The sequence below is a fragment of the Pantoea sp. PSNIH1 genome (assembly GCF_007680655.1).
In the GTDB taxonomy this organism is placed as follows: Bacteria; Pseudomonadota; Gammaproteobacteria; order Enterobacterales; family Enterobacteriaceae; genus Pantoea; species Pantoea eucrina.
The window spans coordinates 1-23710 of sequence record NZ_VEIP01000010.1 but is presented as its reverse complement, the minus strand read 5'-3'; the positions used below and the strand labels follow the sequence as shown (position 1 = coordinate 23710).

Below are 23710 nucleotides of genomic sequence, written 5' to 3'. Positions count from 1 at the left end.
CTGGACTCCCCAAACTTCAAATGCAAATCTAAATGCTTGCCTTAGAAAGATCAATATAAATGTGCAGGTTTTTGTATATTTTCAGGCGTGGCAAGGCCTACAGCGCCTCTTTCAGCCGCTTTATGGCGTCGTCCAGTGCGATATACCAGCTCTGTTTATCCAGTTCGCGCAGCGTTTTTACGCGCTGCTGCGTGTACGGATTGATCACCCAGGCCCACGTCTCAAAGTCACCGTCGGCGTAAACGTAAAACACGTTTTTGGGCCGGTTGAAGTGTAATAGTGCTCCCGCTGCGCTGACATACTGCTCGATTTCCTCTTGCTTAATGTGCTTATTAATTCGTGGCACGGCGGCTCCTAATTCTTCGTTTTTCTATGGACTCGTCATAACTGACATACAAATACGGCTCTGTATCGTCCGCTGACGGGATAACGGGCAGCAGGTGGTTTGCACTGTATACCGCGTCGTTTTCTGTTCGATCGTCAGCGTACAGGTGCGCTGCTACTACCGTCAGGGCTGGCCGGGAGAGCGAGTATATTTCGGCAACGTCGCTTTCGACTACCTGCCCAAATTGAGTAATAGCACTTTCCAGTAAAAGTAGCTTGATTGCAGGCCACCACGGGCCAAACGCGCGATACGCAAAGCGCGCGCTGCTGACGCGCTTCACAACGTTTTCCAGGTAATATGCGACAAACGCCTCTTCAGTGCGCCCGTCCAGGGCAAGCGGCAGCAGGCTTTCTATGTAGGTCTCGGTTGGCTTAATGGTATCAATCAGTGTCGTCATGTGTGACGGCCCTTTCGGGCCGCTCCTGTGTTATGCGTTTTCGATATCCGCGCGCAGCGCATCGAGATCGTGTGAGGAAGGGATAAGCCATGCAGGCTGTGTGAACTCGTTCCCGGCTACCGGATCGGCTTCAAAGTTCCAGAATTTCGCGCCGTACTTCTCTTTCATCAGGTCGCGCACCGCTTTGCGCTTGAGCACCGGCTTATCGCTGGTGTCCGTCAGCACGTAGGCGCCGCCGGCCGGGAAGTCGATTTTAAAGGTGCGGTTCTTCCACTTACGCGAGGCCACCAGCTCCAGCTCGTTTTTCAGCACCTGGAAGCCGGACGCCTGTTTCTGCGACTGCTCAGCCCGCACGGTGGTTGCCGCTGTGGTGGCCGCAAGGTTCGCTGACGCGCGGCGCTCCGCCAGTTCTTCAGGCGAGAGTTTGCCGGTCAACAGCGCTTTATAGTCCGTCCACGTCGGCGCGTGATCCCGATATCCGCCCTCCTCCATCTGCTCTAGGAAGGTATAAAGACCGCCCACCAGCGCCTTGACGGTCCGGGAGGACAGGAAGGTTTCAGCCGTCACTTCTGATTCGCTCAGATCGCCCAGCGCCACGCTGGCGCGCAGGAACTGTGCCGCAGGCGACTCGGTTACGTTGGCCGCGTTATCAATATCGCCCATCGCTTCGTAGCGTGTTTTATCCAGCACCGTGGCAATGGTCGCCTGGATGCTTTCCGGGGTGTACTGGCGGAACTGCTGCAGCGCTGCAGCGGCGTACTGATCAGCCAGCGCCCTGACGGCTTTAACCTTGCTTTGCCCCATCTCGTTGCGCAGCTGGTTAAACATCGCCTCGTACTCGTTGCTGTTGGAAAAGCCCCTCATGGCATTACGGAACTGGCGGATGCTGATGCTGTTGCTCCAGAAAAAGCTGTCCTGGCTGGTGCCTAAGAAGTAAGCCTTTGCCTCAGCGTCTGTTGCGCCGGTCACTTTGCGCCCCTGTGCGTCGCCTGCCTCAAACTCCGCTACCAGCTGGCTGAACACCTTAACGACGTCTTCCATGTCCGCCTGCTCGCCGTAGCCCTGCATTGCCGTGTTGTAGTTACCGCCAAATACGGCCTTAAATACGGCCTGCACTGAATACAGGTTTCTGGTCAGGCTGTACTGATACAGCTCGCGCTTCAGCTGCTCGTCGCCGTGATCCGGATAGAGCCAGTCCTCCGCTTTAATGCTGTCCCGGACGGTAATGCCCGCGTGAATATATTCATGCTTCAGCTCGCCGGCTGCGTCGCGGTACATCCAGGCGTCCGCCTTCACATTCATCACGCCGGCGCGAATGGCGGCGTAGAAGTCCGCGCGGCTCAGCGTGTCGGCCAGCGAAACCGGATCGATACCTCTTGCCGCCTTCTGCAACGCTTTCGCCTGGTCAGTCGTGATTTCCACGCGATCGCCAACCAGATCCGACGGCATTTCCGCGAATCCGCCAATGTCCGGCCTGGTATAACAGCGAAGCGGCTTGTGGATCAGCTCAACCTCAACCGTGCCTTTTTCCGGGAAGAATTTGCGGATCTGGAAGACGCCCTTTTCCTGCTTATCGTCATCCATCCAGATTTCATAGCACGCCCCGATGCGCACCAGCTGCCCGCCGGCCAGCTTCATGTACTGCTCTGGCGCGCGCAGCACGTCAGGATCGACTTCCAGCGCGCCGGACAGAATGGCACGCTCAACCTCACCGCGTGAGCGCTTAATGGTGCTGGCGGCGCTTTTAGAGCGCGTCAGCGCCTTGCGTGCGCCGTTCAGCTCCTGCTCCAGCTTCTTCTGCTTCGCCAGGCCTTCTTTAAGTGCCGCACGCGCGTTGCGGCGGTCCTGCCCGCGCCAGTTGTCCGCAGACCGCTTGCCGTCTCTTTCGAGCTCAATGTTATAAGCCGTTTCGGCATCTGTGACGTCTGCACGCAGCCCGTCAATACTGCCGTTGATTTCGTCAAAAGCGGCTGACAGGTCAGTGATATTCGCTTCCAGTACCTCTGTCGGCGTGGCAGCGGCAACGCTCGCTTTCAGGTAGATATCCAGCGCGGCGGCGGCTTCGCGCTCGGCCTGCTGGCGCTCTGCTTCGCGTTTTGCCTTCAGCTGTGCGTCCACGCGTGCGCGGCGTTCTTCCGGGTTTGCGGCCAGCAGCAGGCTCTGCTCCTCTTTGGATTCCACATCGCCGTTTTTCATGCTGGACACGTCAGACTTCATGACATCGTTGATCCAGTTTTTCTTACGCTGCAGCGTCTCCAGGCGGAACTCGTCAAACGAACCCTTACCGCAGTAGTAATGCACGCGCATGCTGTCGCGCTCCGAGCCCACGCGGGCGCCGCGCCCGTTGCGCTGGTCAATACTGGCCGGCGTCCAGGGCAGCGTAAGATGGTGCGTATCAGCGGTGCCTTTGTGCAGGTTGATCCCCACTTCGGCTTTTTTGTTGCAGATGATGATCGGCGTGCGGCCTTCGTTGTAGTCGGCGGCGATCCCCTCCATTCCTGCAAGCGAGGCGTCATTCAGCGCGGCCTGATAGTCCTCATAGCGTGCCAGCTCCTGATAGTACTTATCCCACGCGCCCTCCTTAAAACTGCCGTCCGCTTTCTCTACCGATTCTGCGGGCTTTTTCACGGGCTTCACCTTCACGCCGGATGCTTTCGCTACCGTCGTGGCGTTGATGATCCCTATCTGCTGCTCCTGCAGGCCCAGGGCGCTTGCGATAATACGGCGCAGTTTGTTGTGCTGCGTCTTTTCATCCATGAAGATGATCTGCTTACCGTCCGGCAGGCCAGCTTTGAGGTTTTCTATCAGCGCGGCGTACTTCGGCGGGACCGGGTGCGAGACGTGCTGCATATCAATGCCGGCGGCAGCGATCGCGTCCAGCACCTGCTGCTCCAGCGTGTCGCTTACCACCAGCTCCACGACGCCCCCGCGGTTCTTCAGCGTGGTTTTAACAACCTTGCTGGTGCGCGTGTCGGTCAGGCCGCTCTCTGCGTCCTCCGCTACTTCTTCTTCGTCGCCCGCCAGCTGCACGCCGCCCGCTTCGCCCGGAAGCGCGCGTGCAACCTGCTTCACCTTTTCAAGATCCTCTTCGCGGAAGCGGAACGTGATAGCGGAGCGATACAGATCCGGGTCAATCACCACCTTATCCATGTCGCGGATCACGGAGAAAATGAAGTCATCATCGTTCTGCACGATGGACACGGTGCCGTCGCCGTTATCCTGCACGCTCTCTTTCTGCCCGATGCGGCTGGCACGCAGGCGCAGCTCCTCATAGAGCGCCTGTTGATCGCGCGTCATCGGCACGCCCACGGTTTTCTCGTCCAGACCGGGGATTTTCACGCTGTCTTTCACGTCAGCAGCAGATTTAAGCGTCGTCCAGAGGTGGAAGATGCCGCGCAGGCCATCAAGGTTTTTAAAGCCCACCAGCCCCTGCTTATCCTCGAGCTCGCCGGAAATTTTCTGCACGGTTACGGTGTCGGTTTCCCCGAACACCCGCACAAAGTCATCCGGCGTCAGAATCCCCATCGCCTTCCACTCTTCCAGCGACACAACGTGTGAGAGCATGTTGAATGCGTCGATCGGAGAGTTAACCAGCGGCGTTGCGGTCAGCATCACCACCCCGCGCCCGTTGTACTTTTTCATCATGTACTGGCTTTTCACGGCCATATCTCGGGCTGTTTTGGAGACGGACGGATTCGGCAGGTAAGCCAGCTGGCCAGCTTCACGGCCGGCGCTGTGCGAGTTGCGGTAGTTATGGCCTTCGTCTGCGATCACGCTGTCAAAGTGCATATCCTCAAAATAGGGGATCTGGCTCTTTTTCTTCGTGCCGGTATCGGCGGCTTTATCGCGGAGTTTGTTGCGGGACGTGGCGGCGCGGTGCGTGGACTTCATCAGATCCGTGCGGCCATTCTCAATCTGGTTAAAGACTGCCTGGCTGGAGTTTTCTTCAATCGTCTCCGGGCGCATCGGGATATCGCCAAACTGCTCTTTGGTCATTACCACGGCGCGGTAGTTGGAGACCGGGATCATGTTCATGCGCTCAAGTACGGTCGCGGCAGCGGACTCTTTTACCACGTTGCGCATGACCGGCTGGCCATCTTTGTCCAGCTTAGGCTCGTTGTTTTCGTCGCGCTCCGGCGCCTGCATGATCTGGCCATCATCGCCGCGCACTTCGTCCAGGCCAACAAACAGGATTTTCTCAAACGCCTCGGCGCTATAGAAACCGTGGGCTTCGTGATACCAGTTCTGCAGCACGGCTTTAGGCACGACGTACACGGTACGCTTGCTGCGCCCCACCTCGTAGTTATAGGCCTCCAGCGCCAGCGCGGTAGTGGTTTTACCCAGCCCGGTACCGAACCCCATAATGCCCCGGCCATCTTCCGACAGGCGGCGCACTTCGGCGTTCTGATAGCTCAGCGGAATGCGCTTGCCGCTGATCTGCTGCAGCTGCAGGGACGAGGACGAATGCTCAAACGGCACGTAGCCGTTAAACGCGTCGTTGTAGTCGCTGACAACCGATTCAACGTCCGGATGCGTGCGCAGCCAGTGATTAAACTGCGCCTCCAGGCCGCTGATGCGCTTCAGGTAGACGTTAGCGTTCACGCCGCGCGGCTTCACGCCGTTCAGGTAGTTTTCCAGCTGGTTGTAGAAGCCATCTTTGTAACTGGCGCGCTTAAATTCAGTCACGCCACCTTTGCCGGTGACGGAGCGCACCTGGTAGCCGGAAAATACGCCGTCTTTCCCCGCGTAATTATCCTCCGCGGTCAGGTAGCCGTTTTCGTTTTCCAGATCCTGCGTGTACTTGAAGTCATCAAAGCCCTGGTCAATCAGGAACTCTTTGATAAACCGGCGATCCAGCCAGCGTGCGTTAAGGTTGACCGTAATATCTTCAATCGGTGTGTGGTTGCGCTTCTCGTTGATCGTTTCCAGCTGGCGAACGTAGTTAGCCTTAACCGGCCCGTCCGGCGTGTCGTTAATCAGCGCCGCCAGGCGAGACACCTTGCCGCGCACGTTGCCGGTTGTGGCGCGCGCCAGCGGCATGATGTTGCCGTTACCGTCGAGCGCAATCTCCGGGAAGGTCGCCAGGTGCGCCAGTAGCGCCTCGTCATCTTCCGGCAGTTCGCCTTTAAACGCGGCGCGGAAAGCGGCCAGTGCCACCGGTACCAGATCCACGTCGCTGAAAAGGTGCGATACCACCTGCTCCGGGCTGGCAAAGTCCACCGCCACCGCTTCGCTGCGGTCAATGGTCCCGCTCAGCAGCGCGGACAAATCCCCTTCGCGGCTGACGTTGGCCTGAAAACTCAGCCAGCCTTTGGCGCTCGCATCAGAGAGACCGGCCAGCTTCAGGCCTTTCGGCGTGCCGTACTGCCCGACTTCCTCACTCACCAGGCGCGCGGCGTCAGCGATGATGCCACTGGCGTCGCCGCCCAGCATCTGCGTATCAAGCGCGTCGTTGATGCGCAGGCCGATGATGGACGCGCGCATAACGCGCCAGCGGTGGCCTGGCTTCTGCTGCATCGCAAACCGAATGGCCGCGTGAATGCGATCGTCAAACAGCTGCGGGTATTCCACGCTGGCCGCGTACAGGGCGCGACTGTCCAGCGAAAGCATGCCGTTAATCGTGCGCGTTTTCGTCTGCAGGTCGCCAAACGTGGCGGCACCGAACCGCTTCGCGTCGATCCCGCTCGATGCCGTGGTGGAATCCTTAATAAACCGCGTGCCGTCGTAGGTGTGCCAGACGCCGGCCATCAGCCGCTTATCACCTTCTACCGGCGACTGCCACACGGCAGCAGGCGTACCCAGCTGATCCCAGTCAATACGGCTGTCAAAGCGGCGCGACAGCGCGGCTTTCATGGCCGCATTGGTCAGCTGGCCATCTTTTTTGACCACCAGGATGTTATTGAAGTCAGACCGCTCGGTTTCGCCGTGAACGAAGCGCCGCCCCTCGGTTTCAAACCACTTACCCCGGATAAACGTTGGCCACAATACGCTTGCCGCCTCAAGTGACGGTTCATCGCTGTCATGCACCAGCTGCGTCAGCGCCTCGGTGTGCTTTCGCAGCACCCACACATCCACTACTGTTGCGGTACCGCTCTCGGCAAACGTGCCGGACGGCATGCGGTGTGCGCCCAGGAACTCCGCCACACGGGAAACGCGATCGCGCAGCTTTTTGTTAGCGCCGCCGCCGTCGGTCATGCCGTTTGGCACCACCAGCACCACCAGCCCGCCGTATTTCACCTTGTCGATGGTGCGCATCACGAAGTAATGCCCGACGTTGGTTTCATCCCGATAGGCCGGATCGAGCTCGGCAAAGCCCGTGCGCGAGTCGCCAAACGGCACGTTACCGACGGCGTGGTCATAGCTGTTGTCCGGTACCGACGCGGCCAGCTTCTCAAACGCGCCCATGCGCACGTCATCTTCCGGGTGCAGCAGCTGGTTAATACGCCCTGACGTGTCGGAGATTTCCGCGGACGTCATCATTGCGCCGGCGGGCTTAGTTTCCTGAAATACGCCCGTGCCGGCGGACGGCTCCAGCATATGACCGCCGGTAATGCCGTAGTCCGCAAACAGATCCCATATTCCCTCCGCCATAAACGGCGGCGTGTAATATTCGTACTGACTGCCGCCACCGCCCTCCAGACCACCCTCGCCGCTGTACCCGGCCAGAATCCGGCGCTGTTCATCAGTGAGTTTGTTCCCGTCAAAACCCGCCGGCAGCGAGTTAAGCAGGCTCACCGCGTTATCATTTGCGGTGCGGCGCTCGCGCTGCAGGCTTACCCCTTCCCGTTTTGTCACGCCAAACGCCACAACGGTTCGCTGTTTGTGCAGACGCATCACCAGGCGGATCAGATCTTCGACCGTCCCCGCCTCCTGTATGGCCTTATTTGCTGAGTTTTCCACCAATCATCCTTATCTACAGATTGCATAAAGCTAATACACTCCACATTCTAAATTGTTAATGTTTTACAGAGGTATATTTTGGCAAAGAAAAATAAAGCGCTTTCCGTATTAAGCGCGCTCAGGCAGGCATTCAGGGCCGCAGATGCTGACGCGCCTGAAAGTTTGCCGTGGAGTAACGGCCAAAACGTCGTGGTGTCCCGTTCCGGGCTGGCAGCACTGGCGTATCAGGAAGGTAAGGCAGGTGAAATGACCACGGCCGGCGACAGCCTGTACCTCGGCGCAGAGTTGCCGCTGGACCGGCTGCAGCGTTACGCCATTCTTGAGGAAATGGCCAACAGCCCGACCTGCTCCGCCGCGCTGAATATCCACATTGGCCACGCGCTCGCGCCGGACAAAAAGACCGGGCTGGCGTTCTGCATTGCCCCGGTTGACCCGTCGGACAAAGAAGGCGCGGCGCGCGCAAAAGAGCTGCAGGATGATTTGGGGGTGATGATCAATAAACACTTACCGTCGCTGGCTATGACTATGGCGATTTTTGGCGTCTCCTACGTGCGTCCTTATGCCCGGACCGGCAGCGGGATCACCAGCCTGGAAAACAGCTATTACTCGCTGCCCTACTTTGTGCAGGAGTTTTATAAGGGCGATCAGCTGGTGGGCTTCGGAGGGGATTACGTGCTGTCACCCGATACGCATACGCGCACGCTTTCTTCGCCGTGGTCTCTGGTACCCATGAAAAACCCGTACTGGACACCCACACGCAACGTGCAGCCGGTCACATCCGGCAACCGGGGCTATTCGCTGCTGACTGAGGAGGAGGATAAGGAAGTCGCGGAGACGCAGAACTACGGAACCAGCTTCCTCGCGCACGCCTATGAGCCGTTCCTCAATCTGACGGGCGCACTGAATGCGCTGAAAGCCACGCGCTACAACGCCGCCAAAATTGACCGCCTGATTGCGCTCACCACCAATTCGCTCGATCCGGTTGTGGGCGCCAACTACACCCGCACCGTATCGCAGACGCTTAAACGCCACGGCGAGGCGCTGCAGAAAAAGGCGGTGAACGGGAACACCATGCCAACCGTGATGAACCATGTGATCCCGGTTATGGGGGATGGTAAAAACGGGATCACGATTGATACGCAGTCGATACCCGCGGACATTACCGGCATCGAGGACGTGATGTTTCACCTGCGCCAGCTGTGCGCCGCGCTAGGTATTGATTCAACGATGCTGGGCTGGGCGGATCAGATGGCCGGCGGGCTGGGGGAAGGCGGCTGGATTCAGACGGCCATACAGGCGGCGCTGCGGGCGCAGTGGCTGCGCCAGGGTGCGCAGGAGATGATTTACCGGCTCATAGATATTCACCTGGCGTTCAAATACGGCAAGGTTTACCCGGTGAATGATCGGCCCTACGTTGTACAGTTTAACTCCATGAACACGGCGATTCAGGAAGAAGAAAGCCGCGAAATGGACGCGCGCGCCAACTTCATTACGCTCATGGTGCAGGTTATGGACGCGCTGCAGGCTAACAACAAGCTGGCGGAGAATGACACGTTCATGCGCTACCTGTTCAGCGATCAGCTGAAAATGGACGGCGGCACCCTGGATAAAATGCTGGCGGAGTTCAGCAAAAGCCGGGACAAAGCCGACGCGCAGGAGGAAGAGAACGGCAGCATGATGAACGAGTCAGCGCCTGAAGGAGACGATCCGGCCAGCTGGACGCATGAGGAGCTGGTGGCGTTTGCCCGGTATGTTGTCAGGCCGGAAAGCTAATTTCCGGAAAAACTAAAAAGGCCGCACACAAATTCACAGGGGAGTGTGCGGCTTGATGAAATCCGTCATCGAAAGCAGATATAAAAACTGAAGGAAAATATATCTGCGCTCCGGGATGATTACTTGCCCTGCCTTTAATTGTTATCCAGATGCTTTACCGGTCTGAATATCTTTTTTTCGGCAGGTTTTTTAGGTTTTTTCGGGGTATTAAGTACCAGGTATTCATTCTGCCCTTCTTGTTCGTCCGGCCTGGTAATACAGAACGGACAAACCTTAACGCCCGAAAAGTGTATTCCGGCTACGGTCAGCGCCTGATTCAGCGTATAGCAGCTGCCGATAAAGGTGCGCTCCTCAATGGTCGGCAGCTGCGGGCAGTCTGCGCGGTGCAGGAGCAACCCGGACGGGAAATGGTCGCTGACATAAAACTTCATAGCCTTGTACATGCTTCATCCTCTTGCTGCGTGCATAAAACTTCCATGTTGAACATGAAACTTTTCAGCGTAAATTTACGCGTGAAAGTTTCCGCAAAAGCTACGTGATGTTTATTTAACTTCGTCAACACATTAACTAATTTGCGTTAACTAAAAGTATCATCATTAATTTAATTTAAAGAAGCACTTTTTCAGGTCTAAATTAATGTCCAGCCCTTAAAGAGGGGGGGGCAAAATGTCTCTTTTAATGGTACACAATCTTTAAGTGTATGATTTTTCGCGCTTCGGTTACCATTATCGCGCAGTAGTAACCGGAAGTATTAGGAAAACCCCCCGCTGAAAAAAACCAGACGCTTTCTGAGTGCTTTATTTACCCTCTCGCGCCACGGGCTCACTCCCTCAGTATTTCTGACTTAAACGCAGGCTTATGCGCAGAATATTTGCCGCTTCACTTTTTCCATACAAAGATGATAATCCACTCTGGCAACAATCTGTAAGCAAAGCCGTTGTGTGGTCAGACCATCTGATTAAATAAACTTCTGACTCCAGCTGTCACTCTGTAACCCGGATAATCTGCCAGTCCTCGGAAGTCAGATCTGCAGGCGACGGAACGTAAACAGACAGCCTGCCGGACTCGTTCATGAAGATGAGACTCAGCAGATCCTGCGCGTCAGCCTGGAAAGATACGTGACGGGGAGTGTTGCCCCACCGTGCGCGGCGGCAAATAACACCAGCGTTCTCGCAGATAATTGAAATAGCTTGGCAGTACAGATACGCCGCAGGGGGTGGCGCGTGAGGGATATCAGACATGGTGTGCTCCCTGTGCTTTAAGAAGCGTCACGACAGGAGGTTCCAATCTCCGGGTGGTGACGTTGACAGGGTTGGAACTACCGGTGCACAAGAAAACCGGCCTACCCGAAGGTAGCCCCGCCAACGCCACCATAGATACGCCCGGAATTTTCCGGACGTGGTAGCGCCGAAGGCACTGTGTGCCAGCTCTCATGCTTTTTCAGGGTTCCAATCCCGGCCACTGTTTTGCAGCGGCGCGCACACTATATCCGCCGTGCTGATAAATTCAATATGTCTAATGTGAAATTATCCACTGGTCATTAGATCCACGCATGAATCAAGAAAAGTTACCTACGCAAATTACAACCTTCCTACCATCAGTCCGCGCAGGCAACCGCCAGCGCTGCCGCCGCTTTGCGGGGCATCACCTGTAGTTATGAGGACAACATGAAAGCACTCCGCACGGTAACGGATCGTTTTTCACTCATTGATAAAATTCGTCGTTTCACGCCGCAAAATGATCGCAATTACCTGCTGCGCTCGGTCCGGGAAACGTTCAGCAGCCCGGAAACGCAGGAACGTATTCAGCTGGGGGAAATGTTCGGCTACTACGGCCACGGGCGACGCGCCGCCTACTATGCGAAAACCGGACGTCTGAACCTGCCGGAATTTGCTGTGGTCATGGTGGACGGCAAGCCGGTCACGCTTGAAAATGTGCCTTCTAACCGGACGCTTGAGGTAAGCCTGGACGATAACGGCGTGGTCACCCATGTTCAGGAAATTCTTGATACTGAACCCGGCAACATCGTAGACGGCATGAGCCGTTCCCGCGCTGGCGGCTGGTCATGGGCAACCGGCGGCGATGATAGCGCGGTCTCCAGAGTCAACAGCCTTCACGGCTTTGATTACGTGACTTTCCCTAACTACATCAGCTTGGATAACGCCTCAGCCATGCTGGAATCAGCCAGCGATCGTGAAAGTATGATTTGCGCAGGGCTGGTGGAAAAAGGGTATTCGGAGAATCAGGCAGCGGACATTTTCCAGCACTTTGAAAGCATGCGCGGCCAGGCAGCAATGTTTGAATCGGGGGATGCATCTTTGCTGGAATCGGCGCTGCACATCGAGCACGGCAAGCGACTGGAGCTGGAGGATCGGCTGCGCAGCGCCAATCTGATGATCGAGAGCGCCGGCAACGTGGCAAAAGCCCGCCGCAAAGTTATGAAAGAGGCGCTGGCCAGCCTGCCGCTGTTTATCAGTAAAGAGCAGACTGCCGCGCTGTGCCGGATGGACACCCCGGAAGATGCGCAGATCGTCGCCGCCATGCTGGAATCCATCGGATCGAACGCTACGGCTACGCTTCCTATTGGCGTGCAGCAAAAACATTCGCTTCCGCAGACGCGTCAAAAAGCGACGGAATGTAACCCGCTTTTATGGATAAATTCAGTAAAATAAAGGGGATAAGGAGAGTACGCCCTATACAGGGCGTTTCCCTGCGCGGATTCTAAAACACCGGAAAATTCTTACCTGTGTTGATCCTTTTACAGATCACGTTTATTATCCGCATCTGACCAAGCCGGCAAGCCTGGTCAGAACAAAAAAAAATCGCCTGCTGGTAACAGTCGATTTTTCTACAACTTTACACGGTTTAGCAGACCGTATCGGCGTTGCGCCGCACTACACAAACACAATGAATGCTTACTGGGAGGTAAGTGGTATTCATCTTGTTACTTACTAGGAGGTAAGTGGGATTTATGTTAGCTAAAAACGCCGATCACGGCAACTCTTTTCCCTCATTTTGCTCAGATAATAAGCAGAATCCTGTACGAATTACCGGGTATGATTTCACCCACGTTATTGAGCTGTCACCTCTCCCTAAGTCCCTCACCCGCGTACTGAAATTCGCGTGTAATCTGGCGTGCTCTACGTCCAGATTTGAGATCATCAAATCCCTCAGCACTCTGGCAGAAGAAGCAGGCGTGAGCGTTTCAACCGTACAGCGCGCTTATCGCCTGGCGGTTAAACTCGGCATCCTTACTCATGAGGAGCAGCGCTGCAAAAATAACCACAAATGGAGTAAGCCCAGCAAATACACGTTCACCAGCAAAGCACTGGCTTTTGTACAGGCGAGTCTGGCTGAACTGAAAGCGGCTAATCTTCAGCCTGCGGGGCGTCAGAGTCTCGTCCGGAGAATCGTTGCTGACACCTTCTCAAAATTAAATTTCACCCGCGCTACCCCTGGTCAGAATGAACAGGCTACCCCTGGTCAAAATGACCAACAAGAAGTAAGAGATCTCTCCAGAACAAGAGAAACACAATACAGTGAGTCAGCAATTTCGGAATCGAAAGAGATTGCGTCAGAGCCACCAGCGCCAGAGAAAAAATTCGGGATTTATCAGGAATCACTGCAAAGCCTAGCAGCAGGATCAGCAGCAGCAGACAAAGAGCGCCGCGCAGAGGCATATCAGCGCAACGGCCAGCTGATGCACAAGGTGTACGGCTATATTAAATCCACGTTTAAGCCCAAACCAGCTGCGGGCCGGAAACCAGAAAGCCGCCGCCAGACGGGTGATTTCGCCGGCGACGGTCTGAAGCATGATAACTACGCGATCCCGGAAGGGTTCAGAGGCGCTTAATCCGTAACTGTGCCACCAGCATCACGATAGGCAGTCAGCAGCGTTTCAATGGCGTGCGTTTTCTGACCATACGGCGAGCCGGTTAGCGACGCCCAGATATCGTTGGTTTTGCCAATGGCCGTGCGGATTCGTCCGGCGTGAACATCGGCATATGCGCCCTGCTCTTTCAGCAGCTGGTCAAGCAAGCGCTCCTGTGACGCGGGGCTGAAGTTGGGCAGTTTCAGCTGTTTTTTGTAGACCGGCCAGTAGCGGTAAAGCTGCTGATAACGCCCTGCTGCAGTCGAGGCCAGACCCTGCTTATTGAGTTTTTTCGGGCTGCGATTTGTGAACGGGTGATCGGTGAAGTCGGTGAAGATTTCGCCCAGCTTGTCGCCCAGCCCGGTCACGATAACGTCATAGCCACGCATGCGGGTTAACGGGTGAGTACTGGTGCCTTCTGAGAACGCCAGCATGTCGCCAAAGGCTTTACGGTTTGCGGATTGCTCCATTGTGATACCACTCTGTAATGATTGAGAGCGGAACTGTATGGAGTTTGTAATTTGCGATGGGAGGAAAGGCCGCATGGTGCGGCCATTGTGTTAGCTCATAGCTGGCATTAAGCATCTACAGTCCGCTCTGTGCCAGAAGCCGACATTGCCATCACTATTTAAGGTTATCATTTAATACGCATCTAATTTAAATTTGTATTTAACTTCCATGAAATGGATAAATTCCATTATGCTTTTTTCGATTGCTTCTAATATATGAATGTATCCATCCCGATTTAAGGATCTATCTAATGCAAAATGATGAACTATCCCATGCCGGTACTGTATGATTTCAGAAATTCTATTCTCAAGAAAACTGACTGACTTTCCAATTCTTTTTTTCTTGAAAAGAATTGCTCTTACATCTATATCTAACCATTCTTTATAAGCTTTGTTAAGTTGGTCTAAATTTTGAAAGGTGAAGTTCCTTGCAATGACATTTTCTATTGATATATTTCCCTTTTCTATTTCAAGTAGAACATCAAAATCAATTTTTTGCTTATGCAATGATCTCTTTTTTATTGCAAAAGGGTCATATTTTATCAGCACCTGAAAAGCTTGGGAGAAGAAATATTCAAACATTGCAACCGCAAAAGGCACTAATCCATTATATATAACCCTACTCGGATCAATGCTTTGCATGAGATAAAATAATTCGCACGATTTGCCATCTTCCGGTGAATTTAATTTAATTGAGGATTCAGGTAGGGCATATTTAACAGAGGATATTTCTTGGTGAATATGATTATATATTGAAGAAATCCCCCTGCTGATAGGCGTGCTACAATCCTCCCATAGGGTGGCATATCTATTTTTTCCGTAATCACCTATAATAGTTCCGCCAAAAAGGCTCCTTGCACCTTTTAGAACATCGTTGAGCATTTTTACATCATGCCAGCTGGCGCTATATAAGTTACGCACATGCAATGCCCATTTGTTACCAGATATGTGTAATTCGTCATCTGAAACAGGATATATATCAGCTGAAACTCCATCAATTGATTTGAAGTCTGTGTTATCAAACCAAGAGTAATTCAAAGTTCCTTTAGGCCATTCCCAAAGATGCTTACACTTTTCGAACCCCAAACTTTCAAGGTAATTTTTAAGTTCATTTCTTGTTGCCTTTTCAGGGTACAAAGTTATCTTTCTTCCCATATTTACATCCAATATTTATGTTTTATATCTAACCTCTCATTATGTGAGAGGCTTTACATTGGTTGTGTAGAAATCCAACAATTATCGAAGGTGCGTTCTCCACTGTTTACTCATGCGTACAGGGCAGGTAATTAGACTGCAGGTGACCTGCTCAACGTTGATTAAGATACCCCAATTTAGTATTGCCTTCATCATGATTCTGATCACGAATATGCTCCCATCATAATCGGATGTGAGACAATCTCGAACTAAGGATGAGGGTGAAAGTCTTCGCCCGCAGGTAAAGGTAGTAGCGATGTAAATTGGCTAGTGGATTATTGGCTAATCAAATTAGTTAGGGGAGCAAAACCCTGGCTAACTCCGCGTAGAGGTTCGCCAGGGATTGAGGCGATATCACTGTGCGGTTGCAACCTCGGTCACTGGTTTCTTATTAAGAGCATCGTTCATCTGAACCAGTATACTCTTTCTTTTGGATTCAATATCGCGGCGGGCTTTGACATATTGAGTTAGCAACTTGTGTTTCGCATCTACCAGCTTAGCTGCCGATGCAGAGAGAGCGTCCAGGGCTTCTTTCGATGCATGCATTGCTGTGGCGCGATCTACAGATGCCTTTGCACCTTCCTGCATAGCATTCAGATCGTCATAGGCCTTTCTGATTTGTGATGCCAGCGCCTTTTTCTGGCAATCAAAACCTTTATTTACGCTTGTCATTGATGCCAGTGTCATCTCTGATTTCATCGCCGCACTAATTCCGTTTAATGTGTCCTTTGATTTAGACGCAAGTGCTTCCGCTTTAGTACCGATAACTTTGCTCTTTTTTTCTATGTTATCAATCACCAGTGCAGGATAAGTAAACGATATTTTCTGTGTCTCCATTTTCGTCTCAGGTATGGCCATAACCCAGTCTTGCCGTTTCATTGTGAATTCTGGAACATCAAGCTTAATCTCATTGCGGACCATTTTAATTACAGGAATATGAGTACACATCTCTTTACCCGGCCTTATTTCGACTTTAGGACAGTCGAATTTAATGCCAAACGCCTCACACGTACCGATTGATACGACAGTTTCCGGTATTCCTGGAACGCACTGAAGCTCCATCCTCGTTTCAGGAAAATCCCATGACCACGTTTGAGTTTTCATTGTGGTTTCTGGTAAATCCATAGACATCTTTTGGTCGACCATTGTCACCGTTGGCAGGTCTAAAATTATTTCCGCAACTTCATCCCTGAAGTGAAAGGTTATGCCCAGAATTCCTGAGTTAGGATCTGGGGCTTCAGATTTAAGCTGCTTAATACCATCTTCAATCTTGGTTTTTTCCGTATTCATGATGCCTTCATATTTCATCTTCACGGCATCAGTATCTACATTCGAGATATTAGCGCATGTTGCGGGGGCAGCAACCAGAGCATTGCTTATGTCAGTGCTAAGGGATTGTGTTTCTTGTTCAACAGCATAGAGAGGCGTGGATACTAGAGACAGCATGATTAACGAAGATTTTATTCTCATTTATGTTCTCCAGAGGTAAATGCGGCGTTATACCGACACATTTTGTATAGCTTGAATTTTGTACAGAATTTGTGATGCAGGCTACGATTTGCACCCAGTGAAAACCGTCAGCTCAAGTCTGAGCTGACGCATATTTTGAACGAGTGAAATCAATTCGTTGCCGGCGGGCTGACAGACTCGAACATGGCAAAGCTCAACCCCTTACCTTCGCCAAATTCCTCCTCGATTTCTCCTGATACCGCAGTCAGCACGTCATTCAGCGTCAGCTCTCCGCCGCCGAACATATCCCCCAGCGCCTGCTGCTGGTGTAACAGCTCGTCGTTGATCTTCTGCGCCATCTTTTTAAACGCTGCACCGATCCGCTTCGCGCTGCGGTTGTTGGCCACGATAAACAGCGCCAGGGCTTCGGCTTCTTTGCTGGCCTCTTCAAAGAGTCCCTGCTGCGCCAGCACTTCCTGTATCGCCTGCCCGCTGTCCTTCGCCTGGCGCACCAGCTTAATCGCCTCCTGCAGCGCGGCTATCGCCTGCTGATCCAGCCCGTTCACCGATTGCACGCCGTCCACCAGCCCGATAACCGCCTGGCGGTGAACGTCTCCGGAGAGCGTCTGCATCTGCGCAAACTCACTGGCCGCGGTATTAAGCGCCGTCAGGATGTTGCGCATATCCGGATCGGGTTCCTCAGATACCACCTTTACCAGCCGTTCATCCTTATAGGCGCGGGCAAAGATCGCATTCTGAATGCGGTCAATCAGCTGCTTTGTCGGGCGCCCGTCGTCGGTCAGCAGGCCTGCCGTTGCCGTGTCGCCTATCTCTTTCATGAATGCCCGGATAAAACCGTCATTTGAGCGCGCCAGCAGGTTGCCATCGTCGGACGGATTGAAGATGGCCATCAGGCGTTCGTCGAGCATTTCCGCATCCACAAATGCCTTTTCGCTCGCCGCCATTTCCTGCAGATCGGAGAGGTTGGAATCCTTCGCAAACTGCGCCCGGTCAACGTCCGTCAGGCGCTCGCGCACCAGCACGGGCATATCCATCTGCGCGATATCCGACGCCTTCAGGCCATAGTCTTTCGCGTGCTCAATCAGGTACTGGCGGTATTCATCGGCCTGCCCCTGTTCATAGGCGCGCGTGATCCCCATTGAGCGCCCGTTGCCTGACTCCACCACGTTATCCGCGCCCACGATTGGCGCACCGTGGCTGCTCATGCCGGAGTCGGTCAGCTTCGCCGGCCGCAGGTTGCCCGCAATTTTTGAAACCTGCACTTTACTGGTCAGGCGCGTGCGGTCGCGCGGTTGCAGCTCTGCCGGAAACGCCGGATTAATGGTACCGTCGAGGTTGTTTGAGATAATCAGGTCGCGGGCATCCACCACCTTAAACGCAGTTTTCACTTCCTGACCTTTGCCCGTCACGACGTAGGATGATCGCCCGGTTTGGGTCTCTGTTTTGCGCAGTGAACCAACGAGCCCAATCAGGGCAAAAATGCTGCCGGCGTCGCCCAGCAGGCTCTTTAATTTCTCGTTAAGCATTGTGATCCAGGTAATAAAAAACCCCGCCGAAACGGGGTTGCTGATTAAGCTGCGAGGCCGCTGGCGGCTATCCAGCTGGCGGTTTGCTCTTTCGCGTCGTCCAGCGCCAGATAAACGCCGATGTAGTCACCGACTTTGCGCAGCGTCTCCACAAAATCCAGCTGTGCCTGATTCGTGAATTTCCCGGCCAGAAAGTCTTTAACCACTTCCGGGACAGGCTGATCCTCTTTAACAGGGTCCGGCTGTGGCTCCGGTTCCGGCGCCGGGGCGGGCGCTGGCTCCGGTACCGGATCGGGAGCGCTGGTGGCTGGTGCCGGCGCTGCGCCATAACCCAACTGCAGCATGATTGCTTCCATCTGGTCATTAAGATCCAGAAGGTCCAGCCCCTTTACCGTCGGGGCTTTGATAATCAGTTCGTCCAGCTGATCGGCTAAATCCAGCTTTTCAAGGGCGGTTAACGTCATGCTGCTACCCCTTTACGCTGCACGGCCACCAGCAGATCGCTCAGGTGCTGCACCGCGCCGTTCACCAGCGCTTCGTTTTCATCAAACACGCCTGCAGCCGTCAGCGCGGCAATCGCCTCGCGCACCTGATTGCGGCCGGCGCGGATCACGTCCATGTCGTCGGTATCAAGTGAGGTCAGCCCCTGCAGGTAGTCGATCGCCTTCTGCGCTTCAGAGTCTGCTTCCGGCACGGGCTCCGGTTCCGGCTGTGGTGCTGGCTCAGGCTCTGGCTGTGGTTCTGGTGCCGGTTCCGGGGTGTTGAGTTCCTCCACCAGCGGAATACGCTTGCCGGTGATCATCGCGGTTTGTGCTGCCTTCAGATATTCAGGACTCTGATTAGCTTCCACGTAGTCAGCCGCCTGCTTCAGCTGCTCACTGCCATAGCCCAGCGCCTCAGCCCAGGCGTTTACCAGGTCAGATGCCCAGCCCACCAGGTCGCCCAGGCGTTTAGCAGCAATCCAGAACGGGTCTGTGGTTTCACGATCGTCAGTCACGTCGGTCTCTTCTCCTTCGCCTGCTGCCAGCTGCTGCAGCGCGGCTTTGATAGCGCCCGTGAAATAGGCCTCATCTTCACCTTCCGGATATGCCACGCCGGTCAGCTGCTTACGGGCCACCATGCGCACCTGTTTGGCGTAGGTGTCCGGATCTTCTTCTGACATTTCCAGATACTGCGCGGCGTAGTCGCTCATTTTCTCCGCCACGGTCGCGGCCAGCGCATCGAGATCCGCATGCGTCGGAATCAGCTTCAGCTCAAAGTCAGCAATCTCTTTGTCAGTCAGCGGACGGTCGTAGGAAATGATGCCGTTACGGGCAACGCCGCTGTAGGGCTCGCCTGCAGCTGGCTGCTCCGCCACGGCGGCAAAGTTCGGCGGTACCGCACCGATACCTGCAGGACGGTTAACCAGCGCATAGCGCCAGACGGTTGCCGGCGTAACGGGTTCCGGCTGTGGCTCAGGGGCTGGTGCTGGCTCAGGTTCAGGCTGTGACGCGGGTTTAGGCTCTGGGGCTGGCTCAGCAGCAACGCGGTACTTTTCCGCCGCGCCGGTGCGGTAGGCTTTCAGCATCTTTGTTGCCGTTTTACCCATCTCCGCACCCTGGCTGGATTTAGAAGGCATTTCATACGTGGTGCCGTCGGCTTCTGTGATGATCACTTTGCCTTCCAGTTCGCCGTTCTGGTCAGCGACGTGATAACGAACCGTCGCGCCGTTGCTCAGCGTGGCCTGCCCGTCCATGTTCAGGCGCGCTTTAACCTGAATAGTGCGATCGCTGAAAGTGTCCGTGTTTTCCGGCTCGCTGGTTTTTGCATGCTGCAGCGCGGCCAGCTGCCCGGTAAGGTCGGCATTCAGCTGTTTCTGGCTGGCGAGTTTGCCGCGCAGCGTCTGCTCATTGCCCTGCATCTGCTGCGCGCGTGCGGTCTGAGTGTCCACCTGCTCCAGCAGCGCTGACTGCTGCTCTGCCAGCTGATCGGTCTCAGCCTGCGTGGTTTCCACTTCCGCGCGCAGCTTCGCCTGTGCGTCCTTCTGCTTCGTAAATTTGCCGCTGTTCTTCTCGATCAGGTTGGAAAGCGCCTGCGTCACCTGCTGCAGCGACACGTCACGCCCGCCAATCGGCGCAACGATGTGCGTCACGTCGCGCTTGTTGATCAGGAACTGGAAGGCTACCAGCGTGTCCTGGTTACGGATCTTGCCGTTGTCAGCGGTCGGTGAGTGGAACACCAGCGACACGGTTTGCCCGTCGGATAACGGGATAAGCGCGCTCAGAACCGGAATGCTGGCCACGCGGCGCACTTTGCCGATCACCGCGCCGCCCACGGTTTTCTGCCCGGTCGTGTCCGCGCCGGCGTCGTCGGTCCCGGCGATAATGTCGGTGCCGTTCAGGCCACGGTTCAGCGCCTTCACAAATGCGCGCATGGTCTGCGCCAGGCGCATACGCTCCGTGCTGATCGCCTCAAACATCGCGCCCGGTAACACGCTTTCTTCACCCAGGTAGGCGTGATCGATATCGTCGATAGTGGCGCTTTCCAGCATCATATCCGCGCTGCTGCCGTTCATCAGGCCGTCGTACACCGCCTGCGCCAGCTCTGCGCCCTGCGTGCGGCGCTGGAAGTCCAGCACCATACGGTTTTTAAGGATCTCACTCATTACGCTGCCTCCTCCAGTTGGGCGATCTGCTCTTTAAGCTGCCGTGTCAGTGCCTGCTCCTGATTAAGCTCCGTCTGCAGGCTGTCCGCACTTTTCTGCGCGTCGTCCGCGCTGCGCGTCAGCTGCTCCACCTTCGCTTTGGTTTCCGCGATGCCTGACTTATAGGCGTCACGCTGCTGGCGCACTTCGGCCAGCAGCTGCACCGAGGATTTCACGCCGCGCTTGGGCTGCGCAGTGTCATCGCTGGTGGCAGCAGCACGCGCCATCCTGCGCGCCAGGGCTTTCTGAAAAGCCGTTGAGCCTTTGCTGAATAGCGTGGCCAGCTGGCGCCCGAGTTCAGGGATCGTGGTGACGTGGGTAAACGGCACGTTTTTCCCGTTCAGCTTCAGGCCGGAAATGTCGCCGCTGTCGTTGACCTGCACGGTCATAACCTGCTCGTCCATGCCAGTGAGGCTGAAAGTTTTGGTCGGTACGCCGTCTTTTCTGCGTGCGGTGCCGGCGGCGGTGACTTTGGCAATCTCATAGCCGCCGGTGGCGATCGCCTTCTTCAGCTTCGCCAGGCCCTTATCGTTGAGTTCGTCAAAATTAAGCAGCACATAGCCTTTAGGATTCGACACTGAATACCCCCTGCTCTGACTTGCTCAGCTGGTACTTTCTGGAAATGGTGTCCTGAAGCGGGAAGATCCGGTAAAGCGGGTTCAGGCGGCTGTTGCCATGCGTCACGCGCACGGTAAGCAGCCATTCACCCGGCTCAAGATAACGCGTGTCGATCAGCAAAAATTCCTCGCTCACGCCTTTTGGCGAGAGGTCGAGCGTGCGCTGCTTGCCGGAAATAACCACCGTCGGATCATTGCTGTCGCGCAGCCAGTACTCAATTTTTGCGCCCGCCAGCTTGCCGGCGCAGGCGATGTTAAGCCGGACCGGGAACGCCAGCGCGTTATCGCGCACCACGGCGGTACCGCATCCCAGCAATTCCACCTTTTTACGTGCAAATACGCAGCGATCCGCCACCATTGCTGCAGCCATCGCCGTAATAAACAGGTTCTGATAATCAATCATTGGCCGGAGCCTCCTTTTGACCCAAGCACGCCGTTTATTGCCGCAATGAGTCGTTCTTTGAATACAGTTGAAAGTTCACGCCAGTTGTTGCTCGCCACCAGCACGGCGAGGTAAATCACGATTTCGTCCAGTCCCTGCTGCCGCGCAAAAAAGTAGGCCGTGAGGCCGGTAATCAGCGCCAGCACCAGCTCAGTGACAAAGTTGAATACGTTCGGTTTGATCCGGTATTCGCGCACTCCCAGCAGGAAAACGCCTGTGCCACTCAGCAGGGACAGGAGAAGCGAAACCGCGAGCATTTTTTCTACATCGGTCACATACCCCCCTTTGGTACCTGGTTATCAGGTGGCGAGAGGGTAAGCAGTCTGTAATTTAGAGAGGTAAAGAAAAACAGCGCCCGGAGGCGCTGTTTTTTGAGGAGGTTAGCTGGTGGGCGGTACTTCCGGCCAGGCTGCGCTGTCAACCGGCCCCGGTTCCATGCCTTTAAGCGCCCGGATATAGCTCAGCCAGCGTACAAGCAGCGCCTTTTCATTGTCAGGCAGGATATCGAGCGAAAGTTCCGCCTGCCATTCTGTGATTGCTGTCCGCGCCTCGTTAAGCAGGCGATCGCGCCGCATATTGAAACGCTCCGTGATTTCTTCCTGAAGCAGTGCGCGTGGTGCGATGACGCCATTTTTATACGCCCACTCGCCGTTAGGCTGAATATCATCAGGTACCTGGTGTTCATCCACCTCAATAACGGAATAGCCGTCCGGCCAGAGTTTTGATGCGTCTTTATCCAACGCCCAGATACGATCGTCAGCACATACCATGAGTTTAATGGTGTGTTCGGCAAACTGATGTTGCGCCTCATACCAGCAGACGTTATTTGCGCACCGTGTGAAGGAAATATTGCGCTCAAGCAGAGTGTTCAGAAAATGGGCTTCTTCTTTTTGCTCGTCTGTAGATTCATCGGTAATAACCGGCAGCTCTGGCATATAAGCTGCAAATTCAGAAAATTTCATAAAGTTTCTCATGTTGAGGTAGCTGTATACCAGCCGCCTTTAATGCAGTACTGAAGCGGACGGGAATAAAGGCCATCAATGTATTCATCCTGATTGCCATTCGTGGCGGCGGTTAACACATAGCCCTTCAGCTCTTGTAAACCCGGCCCTTTCCAGGCTGTTGCATATCGGACCGCACCAAGCCGGACAGCGGTAACCATACGAGCCATAATCCAGTCATAAAGCCAGGTGTTGCCCCACTTTGTGCCATACAGGTTGCCGTCAGGCGGAACGCGTGCTGCCCCGATATAAAGACCACCCGTTCCGCCAATAAAAACAGCGCTATCATGCAGAGATACAGAGCTATCTCCGATATAGTTGGTAAAAGCGATGTTATCTGAGTTGGCTGACCCCTGACCTAAGTACCAGTGTTTAGTGCCATCGTATTTTTCTCCTTTCATCCAGTAGCCCTGATTGAGCTCCGCTGGCCTGAGTACGATGCTTTCACCGTTTTTCACATGAGTGGTATGCGCGTTGATTCTTATATCGCCCCGGAAGTCAACTTGTTGACCAAAACCCGCATTACCTGTAGCAAGGTCGAAGAACATTGGCCTCAGTGAGTTCCAGGTACCTTTTTGATCATCTTTATCCGTAAACATGAGATAAAGTCTGGTGCCATCGTTACGAAAGAATGAGGCGTAATCGCCATAAGCAATGCGGTAATTGTCAGGTACGGAACTGATCAGTTGCATGCTCATTTCAGCCCGTGGCCCGTCAGGACTGATAAAGCTGATGTACTTTTCGTTGTTGAGATAAAGGTCAATCGTGCCATCAGCAGAGCCAACGAATCCGCTGTCGGCATCGCCAATATTTATCGACGGTGTGGCATCAGCAAATACCCCTGTGGCAGCTTTACCAAGACTGATGCTGTCGCTTTTCAGGTTCCCCCTGACTTCCATCGCATAAGCACTGTCAGGCAGACCATAGCTGGTGCCACCAACG

18 protein-coding genes and 1 pseudogene are annotated in these 23710 nt (G+C 54.6%); 3 read left to right on the top strand and 16 right to left on the bottom strand.

The window, feature by feature from the left end:
- Positions 1 to 97: 97 nt before the first annotated feature.
- From FS690_RS17015 to FS690_RS17005, 3 genes are read right to left on the bottom strand one after another with little or no spacing between them, the layout of a single operon-like run.
- Entirely contained in the window at positions 98 to 346 is a 249-nt protein-coding gene (locus FS690_RS17015) for a hypothetical protein (protein ID WP_144380339.1), read from the bottom strand.
- Entirely contained in the window at positions 333 to 782 is a 450-nt protein-coding gene (locus FS690_RS17010; RefSeq protein WP_145339951.1) for an olxA, read from the bottom strand. Before FS690_RS17010 ends, FS690_RS17015 begins: the two co-directional genes overlap by 14 nt.
- 30 nt (positions 783 to 812) lie before the next feature.
- Positions 813 to 7682: an SNF2-related protein gene (locus FS690_RS17005; RefSeq protein ID WP_145339950.1), complete on the bottom strand. Its 6870-nt coding sequence runs from the start codon at positions 7680 to 7682 to the stop codon at positions 813 to 815.
- Positions 7683 to 7760: 78 nt separating this feature from the next.
- Here FS690_RS17005 and FS690_RS17000 point away from each other — a divergent pair, with 78 nt between their 5' ends.
- On the top strand, positions 7761 to 9455 hold the full coding sequence (locus FS690_RS17000) for a phage portal protein (RefSeq protein WP_145339949.1): 1695 nt from the start codon (positions 7761 to 7763) through the stop codon (positions 9453 to 9455).
- Positions 9456 to 9589: 134 nt separating this feature from the next.
- Here FS690_RS17000 and FS690_RS16995 read toward each other — a convergent pair whose 3' ends face one another.
- Positions 9590 to 9898, bottom strand: coding sequence for a hypothetical protein (locus tag FS690_RS16995; RefSeq protein ID WP_145339948.1), 309 nt, complete (start codon positions 9896 to 9898; stop codon positions 9590 to 9592).
- A 790-nt stretch (positions 9899 to 10688) separates the two neighbouring features.
- Positions 10689 to 10829 (bottom strand): ash family protein, encoded by a 141-nt coding sequence (locus FS690_RS18695; protein ID WP_158448526.1) that lies wholly within the window; start codon positions 10827 to 10829, stop codon positions 10689 to 10691.
- 293 nt (positions 10830 to 11122) lie between these two features.
- Here FS690_RS18695 and FS690_RS16985 point away from each other — a divergent pair, with 293 nt between their 5' ends.
- Both FS690_RS16985 and FS690_RS16980 read left to right on the top strand, forming a co-directional pair.
- Positions 11123 to 12127 (top strand): head processing protein, encoded by a 1005-nt coding sequence (locus FS690_RS16985; protein WP_145339947.1) that lies wholly within the window; start codon positions 11123 to 11125, stop codon positions 12125 to 12127.
- Between the two features lie 299 nt (positions 12128 to 12426).
- Positions 12427 to 13308, top strand: coding sequence for a hypothetical protein (locus tag FS690_RS16980; protein ID WP_145339946.1), 882 nt, complete (start codon positions 12427 to 12429; stop codon positions 13306 to 13308).
- Here the strand turns inward: FS690_RS16980 and FS690_RS16975 are convergent.
- The 11 genes and pseudogenes from FS690_RS16975 to FS690_RS18405 form a co-directional block, all read right to left on the bottom strand.
- Positions 13305 to 13796: a glycoside hydrolase family 104 protein gene (locus tag FS690_RS16975; protein ID WP_145339945.1), complete on the bottom strand. Its 492-nt coding sequence runs from the start codon at positions 13794 to 13796 to the stop codon at positions 13305 to 13307. The genes FS690_RS16980 and FS690_RS16975 overlap by 4 nt on opposite strands.
- 171 nt (positions 13797 to 13967) lie before the next feature.
- Positions 13968 to 14990, bottom strand: a complete 1023-nt coding sequence (locus FS690_RS16970; protein ID WP_145339944.1) for a HEPN domain-containing protein — start codon at positions 14988 to 14990, stop codon at positions 13968 to 13970.
- A 393-nt stretch (positions 14991 to 15383) separates the two neighbouring features.
- A complete protein-coding gene (locus FS690_RS16965; protein ID WP_145339943.1) occupies positions 15384 to 16499 on the bottom strand; it encodes a hypothetical protein in 1116 nt (371 codons plus the stop codon).
- Between the two features lie 149 nt (positions 16500 to 16648).
- Positions 16649 to 18025 (bottom strand): hypothetical protein, encoded by a 1377-nt coding sequence (locus FS690_RS16960; RefSeq protein WP_145339942.1) that lies wholly within the window; start codon positions 18023 to 18025, stop codon positions 16649 to 16651.
- Between the two features lie 44 nt (positions 18026 to 18069).
- Positions 18070 to 18489 (bottom strand): ddrA, encoded by a 420-nt coding sequence (locus FS690_RS16955; protein ID WP_145339941.1) that lies wholly within the window; start codon positions 18487 to 18489, stop codon positions 18070 to 18072.
- A complete protein-coding gene (locus FS690_RS18410; protein ID WP_186369000.1) occupies positions 18486 to 20669 on the bottom strand; it encodes a hypothetical protein in 2184 nt (727 codons plus the stop codon). The genes FS690_RS16955 and FS690_RS18410 overlap by 4 nt, the downstream gene beginning before the upstream one ends.
- On the bottom strand, positions 20669 to 21286 hold the full coding sequence (locus FS690_RS16945) for a hypothetical protein (protein ID WP_104086066.1): 618 nt from the start codon (positions 21284 to 21286) through the stop codon (positions 20669 to 20671). The genes FS690_RS18410 and FS690_RS16945 overlap by 1 nt, the downstream gene beginning before the upstream one ends.
- Positions 21273 to 21728: a hypothetical protein gene (locus FS690_RS16940; protein ID WP_040113235.1), complete on the bottom strand. Its 456-nt coding sequence runs from the start codon at positions 21726 to 21728 to the stop codon at positions 21273 to 21275. The genes FS690_RS16945 and FS690_RS16940 overlap by 14 nt, the downstream gene beginning before the upstream one ends.
- Positions 21725 to 22042: a hypothetical protein gene (locus FS690_RS16935; RefSeq protein ID WP_052246523.1), complete on the bottom strand. Its 318-nt coding sequence runs from the start codon at positions 22040 to 22042 to the stop codon at positions 21725 to 21727. Before FS690_RS16935 ends, FS690_RS16940 begins: the two co-directional genes overlap by 4 nt.
- 105 nt (positions 22043 to 22147) lie before the next feature.
- A complete protein-coding gene (locus tag FS690_RS16930) occupies positions 22148 to 22729 on the bottom strand; it encodes a tail fiber assembly protein (RefSeq protein ID WP_186368999.1) in 582 nt (193 codons plus the stop codon).
- Positions 22730 to 22737: 8 nt separating this feature from the next.
- Positions 22738 to 23710: pseudogene (locus FS690_RS18405) on the bottom strand (hypothetical protein); the annotation flags it as partial.

What these genes read in the sequence shown, in the direction of transcription:
- FS690_RS17010 (WP_145339951.1), bottom strand. Translation starts at nt 782, where the DNA reads ATGACGACACTGATTGATACCATTAAGCCAACCGAGACCTACATAGAA.
- FS690_RS16975 (WP_145339945.1), bottom strand. Translation starts at nt 13,796, where the DNA reads ATGGAGCAATCCGCAAACCGTAAAGCCTTTGGCGACATGCTGGCGTTC.
- FS690_RS16995 (WP_145339948.1), bottom strand. Translation starts at nt 9,898, where the DNA reads ATGTACAAGGCTATGAAGTTTTATGTCAGCGACCATTTCCCGTCCGGG.
- FS690_RS16980 (WP_145339946.1), top strand. Translation starts at nt 12,427, where the DNA reads ATGTTAGCTAAAAACGCCGATCACGGCAACTCTTTTCCCTCATTTTGC.
- FS690_RS16970 (WP_145339944.1), bottom strand. Translation starts at nt 14,990, where the DNA reads ATGGGAAGAAAGATAACTTTGTACCCTGAAAAGGCAACAAGAAATGAA.
- FS690_RS18410 (WP_186369000.1), bottom strand. Translation starts at nt 20,669, where the DNA reads ATGAGTGAGATCCTTAAAAACCGTATGGTGCTGGACTTCCAGCGCCGC.
- FS690_RS16940 (WP_040113235.1), bottom strand. Translation starts at nt 21,728, where the DNA reads ATGATTGATTATCAGAACCTGTTTATTACGGCGATGGCTGCAGCAATG.
- FS690_RS16960 (WP_145339942.1), bottom strand. Translation starts at nt 18,025, where the DNA reads ATGCTTAACGAGAAATTAAAGAGCCTGCTGGGCGACGCCGGCAGCATT.
- FS690_RS16965 (WP_145339943.1), bottom strand. Translation starts at nt 16,499, where the DNA reads ATGAGAATAAAATCTTCGTTAATCATGCTGTCTCTAGTATCCACGCCT.
- FS690_RS16930 (WP_186368999.1), bottom strand. Translation starts at nt 22,729, where the DNA reads ATGAAATTTTCTGAATTTGCAGCTTATATGCCAGAGCTGCCGGTTATT.
- FS690_RS18695 (WP_158448526.1), bottom strand. Translation starts at nt 10,829, where the DNA reads ATGGTGGCGTTGGCGGGGCTACCTTCGGGTAGGCCGGTTTTCTTGTGC.
- FS690_RS16955 (WP_145339941.1), bottom strand. Translation starts at nt 18,489, where the DNA reads ATGACGTTAACCGCCCTTGAAAAGCTGGATTTAGCCGATCAGCTGGAC.
- FS690_RS16985 (WP_145339947.1), top strand. Translation starts at nt 11,123, where the DNA reads ATGAAAGCACTCCGCACGGTAACGGATCGTTTTTCACTCATTGATAAA.